Annotated in this window: 19 protein-coding genes; 9 read left to right on the top strand and 10 right to left on the bottom strand. The window is 64.8% G+C overall.

Annotated elements, in window-relative coordinates; genetic code table 11:
- Window positions 1–138: 138 nt before the first annotated feature.
- On the bottom strand, window positions 139–423 hold the full coding sequence (locus MU553_RS09345; RefSeq protein WP_282594228.1) for a translation initiation factor eIF-1A: 285 nt from the start codon (window positions 421–423) through the stop codon (window positions 139–141).
- Between the two features lie 165 nt (window positions 424–588).
- Between MU553_RS09345 and MU553_RS09340 the strand changes: the two genes are divergently transcribed.
- The gene (locus tag MU553_RS09340; protein ID WP_247377537.1) at window positions 589–1,221 is read left to right on the top strand and encodes a VOC family protein; all 633 of its coding nucleotides are present in this window, start codon (window positions 589–591) and stop codon (window positions 1,219–1,221) included.
- A gap of 17 nt (window positions 1,222–1,238) precedes the next feature.
- Here MU553_RS09340 and msrB read toward each other — a convergent pair whose 3' ends face one another.
- Both msrB and MU553_RS09330 read right to left on the bottom strand, forming a co-directional pair.
- Entirely contained in the window at window positions 1,239–1,649 is a 411-nt protein-coding gene (gene msrB / locus MU553_RS09335; RefSeq protein ID WP_247377538.1) for a peptide-methionine (R)-S-oxide reductase MsrB, read from the bottom strand.
- An 87-nt stretch (window positions 1,650–1,736) separates the two neighbouring features.
- A complete protein-coding gene (locus tag MU553_RS09330) occupies window positions 1,737–2,291 on the bottom strand; it encodes an HTH domain-containing protein (RefSeq protein WP_247377540.1) in 555 nt (184 codons plus the stop codon).
- A gap of 331 nt (window positions 2,292–2,622) precedes the next feature.
- Between MU553_RS09330 and MU553_RS09325 the strand changes: the two genes are divergently transcribed.
- Window positions 2,623–3,063, top strand: a complete 441-nt coding sequence (locus MU553_RS09325) for a universal stress protein (protein ID WP_247377542.1) — start codon at window positions 2,623–2,625, stop codon at window positions 3,061–3,063.
- A gap of 19 nt (window positions 3,064–3,082) precedes the next feature.
- On the opposite strand, the gene MU553_RS09320 is transcribed toward MU553_RS09325, so the two are convergent.
- Window positions 3,083–3,793, bottom strand: coding sequence for a fumarylacetoacetate hydrolase family protein (locus MU553_RS09320; RefSeq protein ID WP_247377544.1), 711 nt, complete (start codon window positions 3,791–3,793; stop codon window positions 3,083–3,085).
- Between the two features lie 245 nt (window positions 3,794–4,038).
- Here MU553_RS09320 and MU553_RS09315 point away from each other — a divergent pair, with 245 nt between their 5' ends.
- The 3 genes from MU553_RS09315 to MU553_RS09305 all read left to right on the top strand — a co-directional run bounded on the left by MU553_RS09315 (window position 4,039) and on the right by MU553_RS09305 (window position 5,495).
- Window positions 4,039–4,551: a gamma carbonic anhydrase family protein gene (locus MU553_RS09315; RefSeq protein WP_247377573.1), complete on the top strand. Its 513-nt coding sequence runs from the start codon at window positions 4,039–4,041 to the stop codon at window positions 4,549–4,551.
- A 109-nt stretch (window positions 4,552–4,660) separates the two neighbouring features.
- Window positions 4,661–4,984: a hypothetical protein gene (locus MU553_RS09310; protein WP_247377546.1), complete on the top strand. Its 324-nt coding sequence runs from the start codon at window positions 4,661–4,663 to the stop codon at window positions 4,982–4,984.
- Window positions 4,985–5,099: 115 nt separating this feature from the next.
- On the top strand, window positions 5,100–5,495 hold the full coding sequence (locus MU553_RS09305; protein WP_247377548.1) for a hypothetical protein: 396 nt from the start codon (window positions 5,100–5,102) through the stop codon (window positions 5,493–5,495).
- An 89-nt stretch (window positions 5,496–5,584) separates the two neighbouring features.
- Here the strand turns inward: MU553_RS09305 and MU553_RS09300 are convergent, their stop codons facing one another.
- Entirely contained in the window at window positions 5,585–7,285 is a 1,701-nt protein-coding gene (locus MU553_RS09300; RefSeq protein ID WP_247377550.1) for a histidine kinase N-terminal 7TM domain-containing protein, read from the bottom strand.
- 215 nt (window positions 7,286–7,500) lie between these two features.
- On the opposite strand from MU553_RS09300, the gene MU553_RS09295 reads away from it, so the two are divergent.
- Window positions 7,501–8,742, top strand: coding sequence for an ornithine cyclodeaminase, nickel-pincer nucleotide-dependent (locus tag MU553_RS09295; protein WP_247377552.1), 1,242 nt, complete (start codon window positions 7,501–7,503; stop codon window positions 8,740–8,742).
- 477 nt (window positions 8,743–9,219) lie between these two features.
- On the opposite strand, the gene MU553_RS09290 is transcribed toward MU553_RS09295, so the two are convergent.
- Together MU553_RS09290 and MU553_RS09285 are read right to left on the bottom strand one after the other, a co-directional pair.
- On the bottom strand, window positions 9,220–9,498 hold the full coding sequence (locus MU553_RS09290; RefSeq protein ID WP_247378062.1) for a DUF7553 family protein: 279 nt from the start codon (window positions 9,496–9,498) through the stop codon (window positions 9,220–9,222).
- 67 nt (window positions 9,499–9,565) lie between these two features.
- On the bottom strand, window positions 9,566–9,835 hold the full coding sequence (locus MU553_RS09285) for a DUF7553 family protein (RefSeq protein ID WP_247378060.1): 270 nt from the start codon (window positions 9,833–9,835) through the stop codon (window positions 9,566–9,568).
- Between the two features lie 315 nt (window positions 9,836–10,150).
- On the opposite strand from MU553_RS09285, the gene MU553_RS09280 reads away from it, so the two are divergent.
- Window positions 10,151–11,107: a phytoene/squalene synthase family protein gene (locus tag MU553_RS09280; protein WP_247378058.1), complete on the top strand. Its 957-nt coding sequence runs from the start codon at window positions 10,151–10,153 to the stop codon at window positions 11,105–11,107.
- 81 nt (window positions 11,108–11,188) lie between these two features.
- Window positions 11,189–11,416 (top strand): DUF8066 domain-containing protein, encoded by a 228-nt coding sequence (locus MU553_RS09275; RefSeq protein WP_247378057.1) that lies wholly within the window; start codon window positions 11,189–11,191, stop codon window positions 11,414–11,416.
- Window positions 11,417–11,428: 12 nt separating this feature from the next.
- Here the strand turns inward: MU553_RS09275 and cruF are convergent, their stop codons facing one another.
- From cruF to MU553_RS09260, 3 genes are read right to left on the bottom strand one after another with little or no spacing between them, the layout of a single operon-like run.
- Window positions 11,429–12,283: a bisanhydrobacterioruberin hydratase gene (gene cruF, locus MU553_RS09270; RefSeq protein ID WP_247378055.1), complete on the bottom strand. Its 855-nt coding sequence runs from the start codon at window positions 12,281–12,283 to the stop codon at window positions 11,429–11,431.
- A complete protein-coding gene (locus MU553_RS09265) occupies window positions 12,273–13,181 on the bottom strand; it encodes a prenyltransferase (RefSeq protein ID WP_247378052.1) in 909 nt (302 codons plus the stop codon). The genes cruF and MU553_RS09265 overlap by 11 nt, the downstream gene beginning before the upstream one ends.
- Complete coding sequence (locus MU553_RS09260; protein ID WP_247378050.1) at window positions 13,178–14,689, bottom strand: phytoene desaturase family protein; 1,512 nt, start codon at window positions 14,687–14,689, stop codon at window positions 13,178–13,180. The genes MU553_RS09265 and MU553_RS09260 overlap by 4 nt, the downstream gene beginning before the upstream one ends.
- Before the next feature lie 130 nt (window positions 14,690–14,819).
- On the opposite strand from MU553_RS09260, the gene MU553_RS09255 reads away from it, so the two are divergent.
- Window positions 14,820–15,512, top strand: coding sequence for an SDR family NAD(P)-dependent oxidoreductase (locus MU553_RS09255; protein ID WP_247378048.1), 693 nt, complete (start codon window positions 14,820–14,822; stop codon window positions 15,510–15,512).
- Window positions 15,513–15,566: the final 54 nt, after the last annotated feature.

Raw genomic sequence — 15,566 nt, 5'->3', positions numbered from 1 at the left:
CTCCCTGACAGGACAGGGGCGTCGAATAGCGACGGACCGTTCCCCTGCTGAAACGGCTCGACGACCCACAGTGCGGTCGCTCGTCGTCACTCGGCGTCGAGAAAATGGAAGAAACTGCATCAGACAGCGACTGCTGCGTTACTGGATGTGGCCTTCGTCGCGGAGCTGGTCGGCGTCGCGGCCGTCGTAGCGCCACTCGATGTTCGCTTTGTCGTCGTCCCAGTCCCACGGTTCGGCGATGACGACGTCTTCCTCGTTGATCCACGTCCGGAACTTCATTCGACCTGGGATCCGTCCCATCCGGCTTTTGCCGTCTTCGCACTGGAGTCGGACGTGGTTGCCACCGTTGTGTTGGGTGACGACTGCGAATACCTCGTCATCGTTGGGCATGCGGAGATTCCGCCGCCCGGATTCTTCACTCATACTCTATCTACGAGCGAAGCACGGATAAGTTGTCTGGAACTCTTGATAACGTGTACCACGATCCAGGTCCCGCGACGGCCCCGAGAGCGTCATCGCCCGATAGCTGTAACGTCGGCAGGCACAATTCGGGACAGGTGTTTGTAGCGCGCGTCCGTACGCCGGGGTATGTCCGACGAGCAGGAATCCGACTCGCCCGCAGTGACGGCCCAAATCCCCGAGAGCCCGATGCACGTGAGCGGGACTGACCACATCACGCTCATCGGGAGCAACGAGGAAGACACGCTCGCGTTCTACCGCGATTTGCTCGGTATGCCGCTGGTCTTGCGCCAGCCCAACCTCGACGACCCGGAGACGACGCACCTGTTTTTCGACACGGGCGACGGCCGCATTCTCACCTTCTTCGTGCGCGACGACCGCGACTCGAACCCCGCGCCCCATCGCCACCGCGTCGGGTCGGTGCACCACCTCTCTTTTCGCGTCGATCCCGACCGGTTCGCCGAGGTCAAGGACGCGCTCGCGGACGCCGGCAAAGGGTTCAACGAGTTCGACCGCGGCATCTTCCACTCGCTGTACACCCGCGACCACAACGGCCTCGTGATCGAACTGGCGACCGACAAATTCGACGTGCCCGACGACCGCCGCGGCGAGGTGCTGGCGACCGCCCAGCGGCTCCGCGAGGACGACGGCGCGGAGTACGCCGAAGAGCGCCACCTCGAAGCGGCACTGGACGAACTCGGTATCGAGAGCGAGAGGTACGACCTGGGTGACGCACCGAGCGGTGCCGGCGGAATCGAGTGAGCGCGCGGAAAACAGTCTTACTCGTCCTCGGACTCGAAATCGAGCGCGGCGGAGTTGATGCAGTAGCGTTTGCCCGTCGGGTCCGGGCCGTCCTCGAAGACGTGGCCGAGGTGGCCCTCGCAGGTCGCACAGACGACTTCCGTCCGTCGCATGCCGTGACTGGTGTCGAGTCGCGTCTCGACGTTGTCCTTGGCCGCCTCGTAGAAACTCGGCCACCCCGAGCCGGACTCGAACTTGGTGTCGGAATCGAACAGCGCCGTTCCACAGCCGGCACAGACGTACGTTCCGTCGGCTTTCTGGTCGACGTACTCGCCGCTGAACTTCGGTTCCGTCCCCGCTTCGCGGAGGATGCGGTACTCCTCGTCGGTGAGAACCTCGCGCCACTCCTCGTCGGTCTCCGGAAGATCCTGATTGGCGTCCTGGGACATACTTCGCAGTTGGCGACGAGCACAGTTACGCGTTCCGCCACCGGTGAACACGGACTCGTCGACGGCTCCCGTAGACCCCTGGCAGATTCAGACGCCGGTCACGTGGGGGCCGTCTCTGCCGGCCAGCGTCAACTGCCGCGGCGGTTCCGAGTAGGCGCTGCTCAACCGCTCGAACTCGTCGGTGCCCGCCGCTTGCTGGTCTTCCCGCTCGATGTGAGCGAGACGCTCACGTACCGTGTGGGTCGCGTCCTGCTCGGTCGCGGGGGCGACGAACGCGAGGTCCTGGCCGTGATACTCGGCGAGCGTCATGACGGGGAACCGCACTGCCTGATAGGACTCGTTGACGATGCTGGACTCGACGCTCCGGTGTTCGAAGTGCTCGTCGACGGAGAGCCCGTTGGCCGCCGCCCACTCCGAGAAGACCGCCACGCGGTTGAGCACGAACACGCCCGCGTCGGTTCGCGCCTGGGCCGGTGAGGCCGGCGCCTGCCGCCCCCAGATGACGACCTGGAACTCGTCTATGGCACCGTCGTCCTTGAGCGCGTTCAGCCGCTCGATGACTTCGTCCTGTTGGCTTCGCGCCTGTTCGGCCAGCAGCGACCTGACGTACAGTTCCAGCCGCACCGGCTCGTCGCTCGTCATCGCCCCACCTCGCGACCCGACGCCGGCAGCCCCACGAACGTCTGGTGAATCTCCGCTCTCATTGAAATCGTGCCTGTACCGTGTGCCCCCGTCACCGTATTTGTATCGCTATACACAACTGAGTAAACAAGTACGATCGCTTATGCGGTGGGTCCGCGTTCCCTGGTCCCGGTTTCCCACGTGACCTGTTCTCGAATACAGGATACGCGTTCTGACACGTCTCTCGACCGGGGGTTGGCGTCGCACGTCGGGTGCCGGCGTCCTCTCACTCGCCTGGAACCGGGCTCCTGTTTCAAGTACGCGCCGCCCCAATTCCCGAGACGTTACAGAGATGTACGACAGGATACTCGTTCCAACTGACGGGAGTAGCGGGACGGCGAAGACCCTCGACCACGCGGCACACATCGCCGCGGACAACGACGCGACGTTGCACGTGCTGTCCGTGGTCGACCGTCGGGTGTACCTGGCGGCCGACGACGACACCAAAGACGACGTCGCCGCCTCGCTCGAACAGCAGGGCCAGCGTGCGCTGGACGACGCGGTCGAACGGCTAGCGGACTCCGACCTCGACGTCGTCTCCGACCTCCGTGAGGGGATTCCGCACAAGGAGATCATCGACTACGCGGCCGACGCGGAGATCGATCTGATCACGATGGGGACCCACGGCCGGACGGGGCGCGATCGGTTGGCGTCCCTGGGCAGCGTGACCGAACGAGTCGTCGAGGGCGCCGAACTGCCGGTGCTCGTCGTCGACATCGAAGACGAACAGTAACGCGAAAACGGGCGGGCGATTACTCGATGGTGTTTCGGAGCGTTCCGATCCCTTCGTAGCGAATCTCGATCTCGTCGCCGGGTTCGACCAGGCCGGGGTTGGCCGGGCTCCCGAAGGAGATGACGTCGCCGGGGCGGAACGTGTAGCGCTCCGAGAGGAAGGCGACGACCTCTCGGGGTTTGTTGAACATGTTCTCGGTGTTGTCGTGCTGGCGACGCTCGCCGTTAATCGTCGTCTCCATCTCCTTGCCGACCGGCTCGTAGTCGGTCTCGATCCAGGGACCAAGCGGGCCGGAGTGGTCGAAGGCCTTGCGTGCCGTCCGGCGTTCCTGGTCCAGCGCGTCCATGTCGTTGAGGATGGTGTAGCCCCGGATCACGTCGTCGACCTCGTCCTCGTCGATCTCGTGGCACGCCTCGTCGATGACGACGGCGAGTTCGCCGGCGTAGGTCAGTTCCTCGGTCCACTCGGGGTATGGAATCGGCTGTTCCGGCGGGTGGAGGCTGTGCGGCGGTTTGATGAACCAGTCCGGCACGTCCGGGACGTCGTAGTCCATCTGGTCGACCTTCTCGCCGAAGTTCCGGCCGACGCAGAACAGCACGTCGGGGTCACACGGCGCGAGCAGCGTCGCGTCCTCGCCGATTTCGTACGATGCGTCGTCGGTTTCGATCACGCCGTCGACGTACTCGCCCTCGACGACGCCGTCAGGTGTGTCAGCCCGTGCGAGTTTCATCGCCCGGTGATTCCCACCCCGGGGGCTTACCTTTCTCGGTCTGTCGAGAGGAGCCGGGACGACGCTGCACGCGCGCCCGCGCCTCCAATGTCAGCCCCCGCTGCTGACAGTCGCTGACGCCCCGAACTGACCACCAGTTCCCTCCCAGACGGTCGCAGTTCGAGCCTGTATCACGCCGCTCTGGGAACCACCTACGTGCCAGCGAGCCAATGATTTAAGTAGACTACTCCCTGCGGCGTCGTATGGTGGACAGTCGCGAGTACGCGTTCGAGGGGACCACTCCAGAGATTCACGGCTACGCACACGTGAGTCAGGAGGCAACGGTCGTCGGGGACGTCACGGTGGACGCGAACGCCAGCGTCTGGCCCGGTGTGGTGCTCCGCGGCGACGTCGGCCCGGTCCACGTCGGCAAGCAGTCACACGTCGGCGACAACGCGGTGGTACACGCCTCGTCTGTCGGCGACCACGTGATGGTCGGCCACGGGGTGATCCTCAACGACACGTCCGTCGAGGAGGGCTGTCTCGTCGGGTTCAACTCCACGTTGTCGGACTCGACCATCGGCGAACGCTCGATCGTCGCCATGGGAACCGTCGTCCCCGAGGGGTACGAGGTTCCACCGGAGTCGTTCGTTCGCGGCATGCCAGCGTCGGTCACGCCGCTCGCGGAGACGAACATCGATCCCGAATCGGTGTTCGAGGCCTACAGCTCCGGGGACTACACGAACCTCGCACAGCGCCACGACGACCTCTTCGCGTGATCGGCGCGGGGCGTCGCGCGACACCGGCGCGTCGGCCGGCTGCACTGTGGCGCAGTGTCTGCGTCAGACGCGCCGTCACACATATACACGACGGCGTACAGGTACGAGTATGGAACAGCCGGCAGGAGGAACCTGTTTGCCGGATGGGGGTGCCGACCAGGTGCAACTCGCCGAGTGGGAGACGGTCGTCGACCACCTCGACGAGTTCTGCCAGGGCGGGAAGTTCACGGTGACCGACGACCGCGTCATCTGTGAGTTTCCGAACGCGAAGGTCGTCGTCACGCGCGACGGGACCGTCGAAACGGGGATGCCGCTCCACGCCTTCGAACGCGACGGCGTCGAGACGCTCCTGTTCGACCACGACCGCGGCGAACTGACCGTCGCAATCGACGGTGACGGGGGCCGACTCCGTTACACGTTTCACCGACCGTAGCCGGCTTTTATCCCGACTGTCACGGCGGACTGTCCCCGTCGAACGTACGGAGACGCACCCGTCGCAGCCACGTTCTTAAATGGGATGACATCATATCTCTTGCTAGGCGGATATCGTGTCAGATGCAGACGACGGGACCGAGGATCAGTTCGCCATCCCGTGCCGGCCAGAGCGGCGCTACCCACACAGCGGCGGCGTCGAGTACGAGGGTGAGACGGTGTTTTCGCTCACCCCGACGCCGGCCCAGTCGGACGATCGGCTCCAGTCGATCGTCGAAGGGGTGCTCGCCGGGGAGCGATACACGTACGGCGACTGGTTCGACCTCCCGATGCCGCTGTATCTCGTCAACGACGAGGCGACGGGCGACGTGTTCCGGGTGAGCATCCGGGACGGGACAGTCCGGCTCCACGTCCTCCCGGCCACTGACTCGCCGGGCTTGCGCGGCCTGTTCGAGCACCTGCGTGCCGCGACCGACGACGTGGCCTGGCGCGTGGACTGTCACGTCGGGTGAGTAGCCGTGATCGCCGGCGCGTCGCCCCTCTGGTCGTCGGGACTCGGCGGCACCGTCCCGACCGTCCCGGTGCGCTCGACGCGGAGCGCTCACCGGTTGTCGACCGGCTGTGACTGCGCTTGCCTGCTGGCTGCCCGGGGGAGTTCGATCACGAAGACGCTGCCCGTGGGCTCGTTGTCGCGGACGGTGATCGTGCCACCGTAGTGGTCGATCAGCGTATCGACGAGGTACAGGCCGACGCCGGTCCCGGAACTGTCCAGTCCTTTCGCTCCACGGCCGAAGATGTCGTCTTTTTTCTCGTCCGGAATTCCCGGCCCGTCGTCTGCCACCTCGACGCGAACCGAAGCGGGCGTCTCCGTGACCGAGACGGTCACGCGACACGCGTCCGAGTCGTTGTGGTTGACGGCGTTGTTGAACAGGTTGGTGAACACCGACGACAGCATCTCGTTCGCCGTCACGAGACTGTTCTGGGGAATCGCGCCCTCCACGACGAATTCGGCTGCGTCGTGACGCATCCGGGCGCGATCCAGTTGCGTTTCGAGGACCGCGCTGAGGGCAGTCGGTTCGACCTCCATCGTCTGCTCGCTCGCGATCGATTCCATGAGCGTACCCACGTTGTCTGTCAGCTCGACGACGTGCTGGCTGCTCTTGCGGATCTTCTGGAGGTGTTCTTGGCCGCCTTCCTCGACGTACTCTTCCAAGAGCGCGCCGCGGCCGTCGATGACGGACATGTCGTTTCTGATGTCGTGGCGCACGATCCGATTGAGGATCGCGAGTTCGTCTTCGCGGCGTTTGCGTTCGGTGACGTCGCGGAAGACGAACAGCCGCCCGCCGTGGGCGGCTCCGTCGGCGGAGAGCGGTGAGATCTGGAAGTCGAAGTGTCGCGGCTCGCCGTCGAGCGACAGCGTGAGTTCGGTTTGCCCCTCACGCATGTCTTCGTGGGCCCGAATCGTCTCGGCGTCGAACACCTCGTCGATGGCGTTGCGGACGACGTCGCCGTCGCCGACCAGCCGTTTGCCCGCCTGGTTGACGTCGACGATGCGGTTCGTCCGGTCGACGACGAACACCGCGTCGCGCATGTTCTCGATGACCGTCTTCCGGGCGACGGGGACGATGTCGAGCAACTCGAAGCGAGCGACGCCGAACAGGAAGCCCGCGACTTTGACGGTGCTGGTCAGCGGGGCCGGATCGATGGGGATGACGTGGAACCACCAGAGCAGTTCCCCGGCGAGGACGAGCAGGATGGACCCGAGCAGGATCGTGGCCTGCCTGGTGAACGCAACCTGTGTCCGGGCAAGATCCAAGAGGAGATAGATCCCGACGCCGAGACAGCCCACGACGAACGCTGCGAACAGCCAGTAGAGCGGTCCGAACTGCGGGACCAGCAGGTTCGCCGCCTCGTCGTACGCGTACCCGTAGAACAGCCCGTGACTGTCGTTGGTCCAGATGAGTGCCTGGGTGACGATCGGAACCGCTGCGAGTGCTGCCCCCGTCCGGTAGGTGAGCCAGTGGTCGCGGTTGGTGTACTCGACGGCCGTCAGCATGTAGCCGACAGCCATGAACGTGATCGGGACGAACCGCCAGTTCCACCAGAAGAGCTTGGCCCCGACGGTCGTCGAGAGCAACTGCAACGCGTTACACACCGAGAGCAGGACGATCCCGCTGACGTCGAACAGAAAGCCCCTGGCTGCGCGGCGGTTCCGGTACCGCCAGAGCCTGGCGATCAGCGCCAGGTTGACGAGCACCGCGACGACGTACGGCAGGACGTAGTTCGTGTATTCGAATCCCATTGTCTCCCAGCGGCCGACTCCGTCTCGTCTGCGACCAACACACGCCCAGCAATAGTTGACGTGTGTATATGTTGGATCCGGTACAGGAACGTGTACGACGACGATAATGAATGTTGTGCCAAAGTATGTAGGCTGTAACCGGCGTTCCCTAGTTCCGCCGTCGTGGTCGACGCTCGACCCAAACCCACTTATCGCCGTCCGTCCATTTCTCGAGCATGACAGTCTCGCGCGAAGTCGAACTCGAGGGACACATCATCGACTCCGGGATGATGCAGACCTCGTTCGGCATCATCATGGACATGGGAGGTGCCTTCGAGGTCGAAGAGTTCCAGATCGGTCGCCACAAGGACGCTGAATCGTACGCCAAACTCCTGGTGACTGCCGACGACCAGGAGACGCTCCAGTCGATCGTCCACGAACTGCACCAGAACGGCGCCAATCCCGCCGACCCGAAGGACGCGACGCTCGAACCCGCCCCGGAAGATCAGGTCGTCCCCAAGGGCTTTTACTCGACGACCAACCACCCGACGCAGATCCGCTACGAGGGCCAGTGGCTCTCCGTCGAGGACGTCGAGATGGACTGTGCCGTCGTCGTGGAACCCGAAGGCGGCCCCGACGGCGAACCGCGCGCCTACACGAAGGTGCTCAACGCCATCGACGCCGACGACCTCGTGGTGACCGGCGAAGCAGGTATCCGCGTCAAGCCCCCCGAGCGTCCCCGCGACCAGGAAGGCGCCTTCGGATTCATGCAGGGCGGCGTCTCTTCGGAGCGCCCCTCCGAGACGACTATCGGTAACATCGCCGAGGCCATCGAGGAGACCAAAGCCGAGGACGGCACGGTGCTCGCTGTCTGTGGGCCCGCCCTCATCCACTCGGGTGCTCGGGAGGACCTCGCTCGCCTCGTCCGGGAAGGGTTCGTCGACATGATCTCCGCTGGCAACGGCTTCGCCGTTCACGACATCGAGCGCGACCTCTACGGCACCTCCCTCGGCATGGACACCGAGTCGCTCGACCACCCTCGCAAGGGACACAAACATCACATCTACACCATCAGCGAAGTCATCCGCGCCGGCGGCATCGAGGAGGCCGTCGAAACGGGCGTGATCGAATCCGGCGTCATGTACGAGTGCGTCGAGAACGACCGGCCGTTCGTGCTCGCGGGTTCCATCCGCGACGACGGCCCGCTCCCGGACACGATCACCGACTCCGTCGAGGCTCAGAACGCCATTCGCGAACAGGCCCACGAGGCCGACCTCGTTCTCATGCTCTCGACGTTGCTCCACTCGGTGGCGGTCGGGAACTGCCTCCCCTCGACCACCAGAACTGTGTGCGTCGACATCAACCCGGCGACGGTCACCCAGCTCCTCGACCGCGGCAGCGCACAGGCCGTCGGGATGGTCACCGACATCGGGACCTTCGTGCCGATGCTGGCGGAGAAGATTCTGGACGAAGAGTAGTCACCGCTCGCGAACGGAGTGAGCGAGCGCTTTTTCGCCCACGTTTTTGCGCGAGCGGTCGCCGGAGGCGACCCGACGCGGAAAAAGGTGGATTGTGGACGTTCGTGCCGATGCTGGCGGAGAAGATTCTGGACGAAGAGTAGTCACCGCTCGGGAACGGAGTGAGCGAGCGCTTTTTCGCCCACGTTTTTGCGCGAGCGGTCGCCGGAGGCGACCCGACGCGGAAAAAGGTGGATTGTGGACGTTCGTGCCGATGCTGGCGGAGAAGATTCTGGACGAAGAGTAGTCACCGCTCGGGAACGGAGTGAGCGAGCGCTTTTTCGCCCACGTTTTTGCGCGAGCGGTCGCCGGAGGCGACCCGACGCGGAAAAAGGTGGATTATGGACGTTCGTGCCGATGCTGGCGGAGAAGATTCTGGACGAATAGTCACCGCTCGTGGGTGAGCAGACGGAACATGGGACTGCGTTCGGCGGGCGGTTACACCGTTTGGCTGTAGGGCAAGAGCAACTCCTGCGCGCGGACGATGGCGTCGTGGACGTCCGAGTGAGTCTCACTGCGGAGATCCTGTAGCTGCACGCCGATGGTCTCGATGGCCTCGGACTCGGTGGCGTCGGTCGACGCGAGTTCTCCAACCTGGTGGGCCAGGCCGGCCAACCGTTCGGCGACGTCCTCCTCGTACGTCAGTTCTGACGCTAGCAGCAACTGCCTGTTCGCTTTCTGCAACCCTCGTGGTTGTCTCTGCTGGCCACCCCTCATCGTAGCGAAATCTCTCCTCCCGTTCTCTAAAATGTTTTGGTACTGGTACTTCCTAACATGCCTTTCCTCAGACGCCTTCGACGGTCGACCGGTAGTCGCTGATCTTCGCTTTGGCGTCGTCGATCGCCTCGACGGCGTCCTCCTCGACGTCCTCCTTGATGTCGTTGAGCGTGTTCTGGATGCGCGCCATGCTGCCGTGGTCCGGCCCGCGATCGTCCGTCGCCAGCGCGTCGAGTTTCTCGGCCAGTTCCGTCAGCCGTTCGCTCGCGTCGTCTTCTGCCGATTCGATCGCCGTTCGGAGGTCGTCCGCTGCCGTCTGGAGCTGCTCTCGGACCATACGCGACCGTACGTTAGAGACCGGCAAAAGACCTTCCGGTCGTATGTACCGGGAACGCATGCGGGGCGTAGCTGGAACCTATCTTGAGGGGGCTTCAGCCCGTAGGTCCATCGCATCGACTGCCAGGAGAGGACAGTCCCCGTGCGCGTCGAGATGAGTGCGCACCTGACGCTCTCGAATACCAACCAGTAAGGTATGTTCCTTAACGTGGTGCGAACCCTCCGGTCAGGTAAGCTGACGGATGGCAATGGATAGCCGACGTCGCCCCGGACGGGGCGTCCAGAGACCGCTACGATTCGGCGAAGCTGACACGTAATGGTACGCAACGACTCCCTCGAACAGAGCAAGGCGATTCACAGACGGACTGGAAAGACGTTCTACTACGCCACGCGGCTCCTCCCCGAGCGCGTCCGACACAAGACGTACGTGCTCTACGCGTTCTTCCGGATCGCCGACGAAGTCGTCGACGACGAAGACAACGACTACACGCCCGCCGAGCAGGAGGCCGAACTCGTTCGCATCCGGGAGGCAGCGCTCGGCCGGCGGGAGACCGACGACCCCGTACTGACGGCGTTCGACGAGGTTCGCCGCCAGACGGACATCACCGACGAGGACGTCGAGTTGTTCGTCGACGCGATGCTGACTGACATCGAAACGAACCGCTACGAGACCTACGATCAACTCGAAGCGTACATGCAGGGGTCCGCGTCGGCCGTCGGTTACATGATGACCGCCATCATGGACACCGAGGACCCCGAGGTCGCTCGGCCGCACGCCGGCGCTCTCGGCGAAGCCTTCCAGCTGACGAACTTCCTGCGGGACGTTCGCGAGGACGTCGTCGACCGCGACCGCATCTACCTCCCCGCCGAGACCTACGAGCAGTACGGCGTGACCGAGAAACAGATCGAGGATCTCGAACTGTCCGAGGGGTTCCGCTCGGCCATGCGTCACGAACTCCACCGGGCCGAACAGCTGTACCGCGAGGGCGTCGCGGGCATCAAATACCTCCCGGAGGACTGCCAGTTCGCCGTGTTGCTGGCCGCCGTGCTGTACGCCGACCATCACCGACTCATCCGCAAGCGCGATTTCGACGTGCTCTCGGAAACGCCGCAACTCTCGACGACCCGGAAGGCGTGGCTCGTCGCGAAGACCCGCTGGCACTGGATCTGGAACAAAGATCCCGAGGCCGTCTTCGAGCGCGTCTCGACCATCGGCGACGTCCCGGCCCACTCGCCGGGGTTCGAGCCGCCCGAATCCGTCCCGACGCAGTGACTCATCCGGAGGGGTCGACACTCACGTACTTGGGTTCACGAAGACTGAACTTATTTCTGTCAAACGTGTTTTGTGACGGCAATGGCTGGCTACTCCCCGCCCCCGATTCCGTCCAGTTGGTTCGGTGGTAGCGTCCTGCTGTTCGCGGTCCTGCTCGGGTACGCACTGTTCATTGTTCAGACCCCGCTTCTGGTTCTGTTTCCCGTCGTCTTGGCGGGCTTTTTGTACGTCGGGTGGCGTTTCCTCCTCGCCGTCGAGGCGATCGCCGATGCGCTCCAGCGCATCGCCCAGCAGCGGGAACGGGACTGACAGCAGCCCCCCTCAGAACTTCTCGCCGATCAGCGGCACCGTCCGTACGACCGCGAAGTCGAAGCGCTCGATCTGCACCAGACCGAGGAAGAACAGACCGGCGATCGCCACGGGCACCCAGTTCGCGAAGTAGGCGTTGATCGACCCCCAGAGGATGACGAAGCTCACCAGGTCGTCGAGCATGAACTCACAGCGCTGGACCCGCGCGATGAGCGCGGTGCGGTCGAAGGCCACGTCGAACAGTCCGACGGCTACGGTCGCAGAGAGGACCCAGCCGAGGTAGTTCGACCACGGGACCTGATAGTAGGTGCCCCCGGCGTCGTAGGCCCAGAATCCGAGGCCCACCGCGCCGGGGTCGAGCACGAGGTCGACCGCGATGACCGCCGCGATCACCACGGGCAGCCGGACGAACCACTGTTTCGCCCGGTCGCCCAGGAGGAGGAGACAGAGCAGGTAGCTGTTCAGGACCAGCGGGAAGAAAAAGACTGGCAGTCCGAGGGGAATCTCCCCGAACAGCATCGGCCCGAGATCGATCCCGTAGGCGAACTCGCCGTACGGCCAGCCGGTCGTCGTGCCGACGTACTCGATACCGTAGGAGTAGACCGTGAGCGCCCCCATCGCGAGGAGCGCCCGCCGGTCGGTGAGCGGTGCGACGCCCGCCACGAGCGGGAGTCGCATCACGAGCGTCCCGAAGAGGATGAGATACGGGTTGAAGTTGAGCGGTCCGGGGAGCAGGGACTCGGCGCTGGCGACGAGCAAGAGCGCACCCATCGCGGGGAAGACGACCGCGATGAGAAAGCGGTTCTCCCGCACGAGGTCGTCCAGTCGCGTCTCGACCCGCTCGCGGGTCATACTCTCAACCGCCATAGCCGAACACGAGTACCCAGAGGCCCGCCAGCGTCATCGCCATTCCGGTGAGGGTGTTGATGGCGGGATACCACCAGTAGGCGTCGTCGACGTCGATGTTCGACCGGGCGATCCCGAAGACGAGGGCTGGATAGAGGACGAGCAGGCCGCCGAAGAACGGGTGGACCTGCCAGAAGATGACGGCCGCCGCCAGCCAGCAGAGCGCGCAGTAGGCGTAGGTGCGACGCTTCCCGAGCACTGTCGCGGTGGTCGTGATGCCGGCCTCGCGGTCGGGTTCGATGTCCGGGATGGCCGAGAACGTGTGCATGCCCATCGTCCAGAGCCACCCGGCGACGACGGCGAGCGTCGGCGGCAGTTCGCCGGCGACGGCGGTGAAGGCGACCACAGCGGGGAGGATGTACAGGCCGTTCGAGATCGAATCCAGCAGCGGCGTCGTCTTGAACCGGAGCGGGGGCGCGCTGTACTCGATCGAGAGGAAGTACCAGAGTCCCAGCGCCAGCGCGGCCGCCGTCGGAACGAACGGCACGAACAGCAGTCCGAGCAGGCCGCTGGCGACGACGACGGCGACGACCCAGGTGCGGCCCTGGTAGCGGACCTCCTTGTCCTCTTTTTTCGGGTTGAGTTCGTCGACGTCAGCGTCGAAGACGTCGTTGACGCCGTAGAGGAAGACGTTCGCCGGGACGGTAAAGAACATGAGCAAGAGCACGGGAATCGGTGCGAACAGCTCGGGGACGGTGTCGGCCGCGTAGGTCGCCCCGACGATGACCGGGCCGCCGAGATACAGCCAGAACCGGGGGCGGGAGAGCCAGAACAGATACCCCAGCGGCGTCTCCTCGGAGGGAAGGTAGTCGGTGACCGCTTCGAGTCGGGTCCGGACGTCGAGAGCGCCGTCGGTCATCTGTCCTGTATGATGGCGTCAGCGGTGTGTTCCCCGCTGATGAGGCACATCGGGACGCCGATGCCGGGCGTGGTGAACGAGCCGGTGAAGTACAGCCCGTCGACGGCGTCCGAGCGATGCGGCGGGCGCAAGAGCGCGGTCTGGCGGAGCGTGTGTGCCAGCCCCAGCGCCGTGCCCTGGATGGAGTTGTATCGGTCGGCGAACTCCGAGACCGAGAACCGCTCCTCGTAGACGATCCGGTCCCGAACGTCGACGCCGGTGTGGTCGGCCATGTCCGCCAGCACCTCGTCGCGGTAGCGCTGGCGCACTTCCGGCCCGTCCTCCAGATCAGGCGCGATGGGGACGAGCACGAAGAGGTTGCTGTGGTCGCCGTCGGGGACGACCGTCTCGTCGGTCTCGGAGGGAACGCAGACGTAGTAGGCCGGATCGTCGGGCCACTGCGGGTCGTCGAAGATCTTCTCGAAGTGCGGGTCCCAGTTTTCCGGGAGGACGAGCGTGTGGTGGGCCAGCGGGTCCACGTCGCCCTCGACGCCGAGATAGAGGAGAAACGCGGAGGGCGCGTAGGTCTTCGAGTCCCAGTAGTCGTCGTCGTACTGTTGCTCGTGCGCGGGGAGGAGGTCGCGCTCGGTGTGGGCGTAGTCGGCGTCGCTCACGACGAGGTCGGGGTTGTACTCCGTGCCGTCCTCGGTCGCGACGAGGAAGCCGTCCTTCCGGCGGGTGATCTCGGCCACCGGCGCGTCGGTGACGAACTCGACGCCGAGTTCCTCGCCCAGCTCGACGATGCCGTCGACGACCGCGCCGAAGCCGCCGATCTGGTCCCCGCTGCCGTTCTTGACGGGGTAGTGGACGCCGAGGTTGAAGTCGACGTGGCTCATCATGTTGTAGAGGGCGGGCGTGTTGTGCGGTGCACCCCCGAGGAAGACGAGGGTGTACTGCATGATCTGCTGGAGTTTGGGGTTCTCGAAGTAGTCCTCGACGTGGCCCTGCATGTTGCCGAGCAGCTTCAGCCCGACTGGAGCCGCCTTGATGACGTCCAGGTCGACCCAGTCTCTGAGTCTGGGCCGGTCCTCGTAGACGAAGTTCTCCATCGCAAGTTCGTAGTTCGACGCGCTCTCTGCGAGGTACTCGTCGAACGCCTCGCCGGCACCGTCCTCGTAGGACGCGAAGATCTCCCGGACGGCGTCGCGGTCGGCCGGCACGTCGACCTCGTCACCGTCCTTGAAGAAGATGCGGTAGTGCGGGTCCAGCCGTTCGAGCCGGTAGTAATCCTCCGGAGCCTTCCCGAAGTGGCCGAAAAATCGCTCGAACACGTCGGGCATCAGGTACCACGACGGCCCCATGTCGAAGCGGAAGCCGTCCGCGGTGAACCGGCTGGCACGGCCGCCGAGCTGTCCGTTCTTCTCCAGTACCCGTACGTCTGCGCCGGCGTCGGCGAGGTAGCAGGCCGTCGACAATCCCCCGAAGCCTCCGCCGACGACGTCGATGGACGTCCCCTCCAGCGTACTCATTAAATATCATATAGTGACGAAACTGTATAAAGCTGGAACCTCACCTGTATGGTTTGCTGGTAGTTCACACACCGAACTGACGGTGAGCGAGGGGGAACTCCCATGGGGCTGACCGACGAAGAGCCACGACATGGACGGGGACACAGTCGTCGTCACCGGCGCGAGCCGTGGCATCGGGGCGGCCGTCGCGCGGCAGTTCGCCGCCGACGGCGCCCACGTGGTCATCTGTGCGCGGGACGCCGACGCACTGGAGGCGACCGCCGAAACGATCCGCGACGCGGGCGGGTCCGTGACGGCCATGCGCGCGGACGTCCGCGACGAGTTCGACGTGGAACGGTTGATGGAGACGGCAGCGCGCGAGGGCGGGTCGATCGACGTCGTCGTCGCGAACGCCGGCGTGTATCACGGGTCGCCGGGCGAGACGCCGCTCACCAGCGAATCCTACGCCGCATTCGACGATCACATCCGAACCAACGCGCGGGGCGTGTTCACGACGGTCCGCGAATCGCTCCCACACCTGGCCGACGACGCCCGAATTGTCGTGCCCTCTGGCGCGATCGCACGCGACGCGAAACCCGGCTACGGGACCTACGCCGTCTCGAAGGCCACCGTCGAAGCGCTCGCTCGCGGGTTCGCCGCCGAACTGGACCAGTCGGTTGCGATCGTCGACCCCGGGCAGGTCGCCACCGACCTCGCGGGGTCCCAGGGGCGCGATCCCGAAGACGTCGCACCGATGTTCACCTGGGCAGCGACGACGGCAGCACCCGACGACGTCGACGGTCAGGTGGTCGATCTGAAAACCTGGAAACGGGCGACGAACTGACCGAACCCCCGTTCTCGCCGGACTGGCCCCGTCTCTGACTCCTCGACCGATGCT

The organism is Halorientalis brevis (assembly GCF_023077655.1).
The sequence above is the reverse complement of the archived record's forward strand: the minus strand, read 5'-3'. Positions and strand labels throughout refer to the sequence as shown.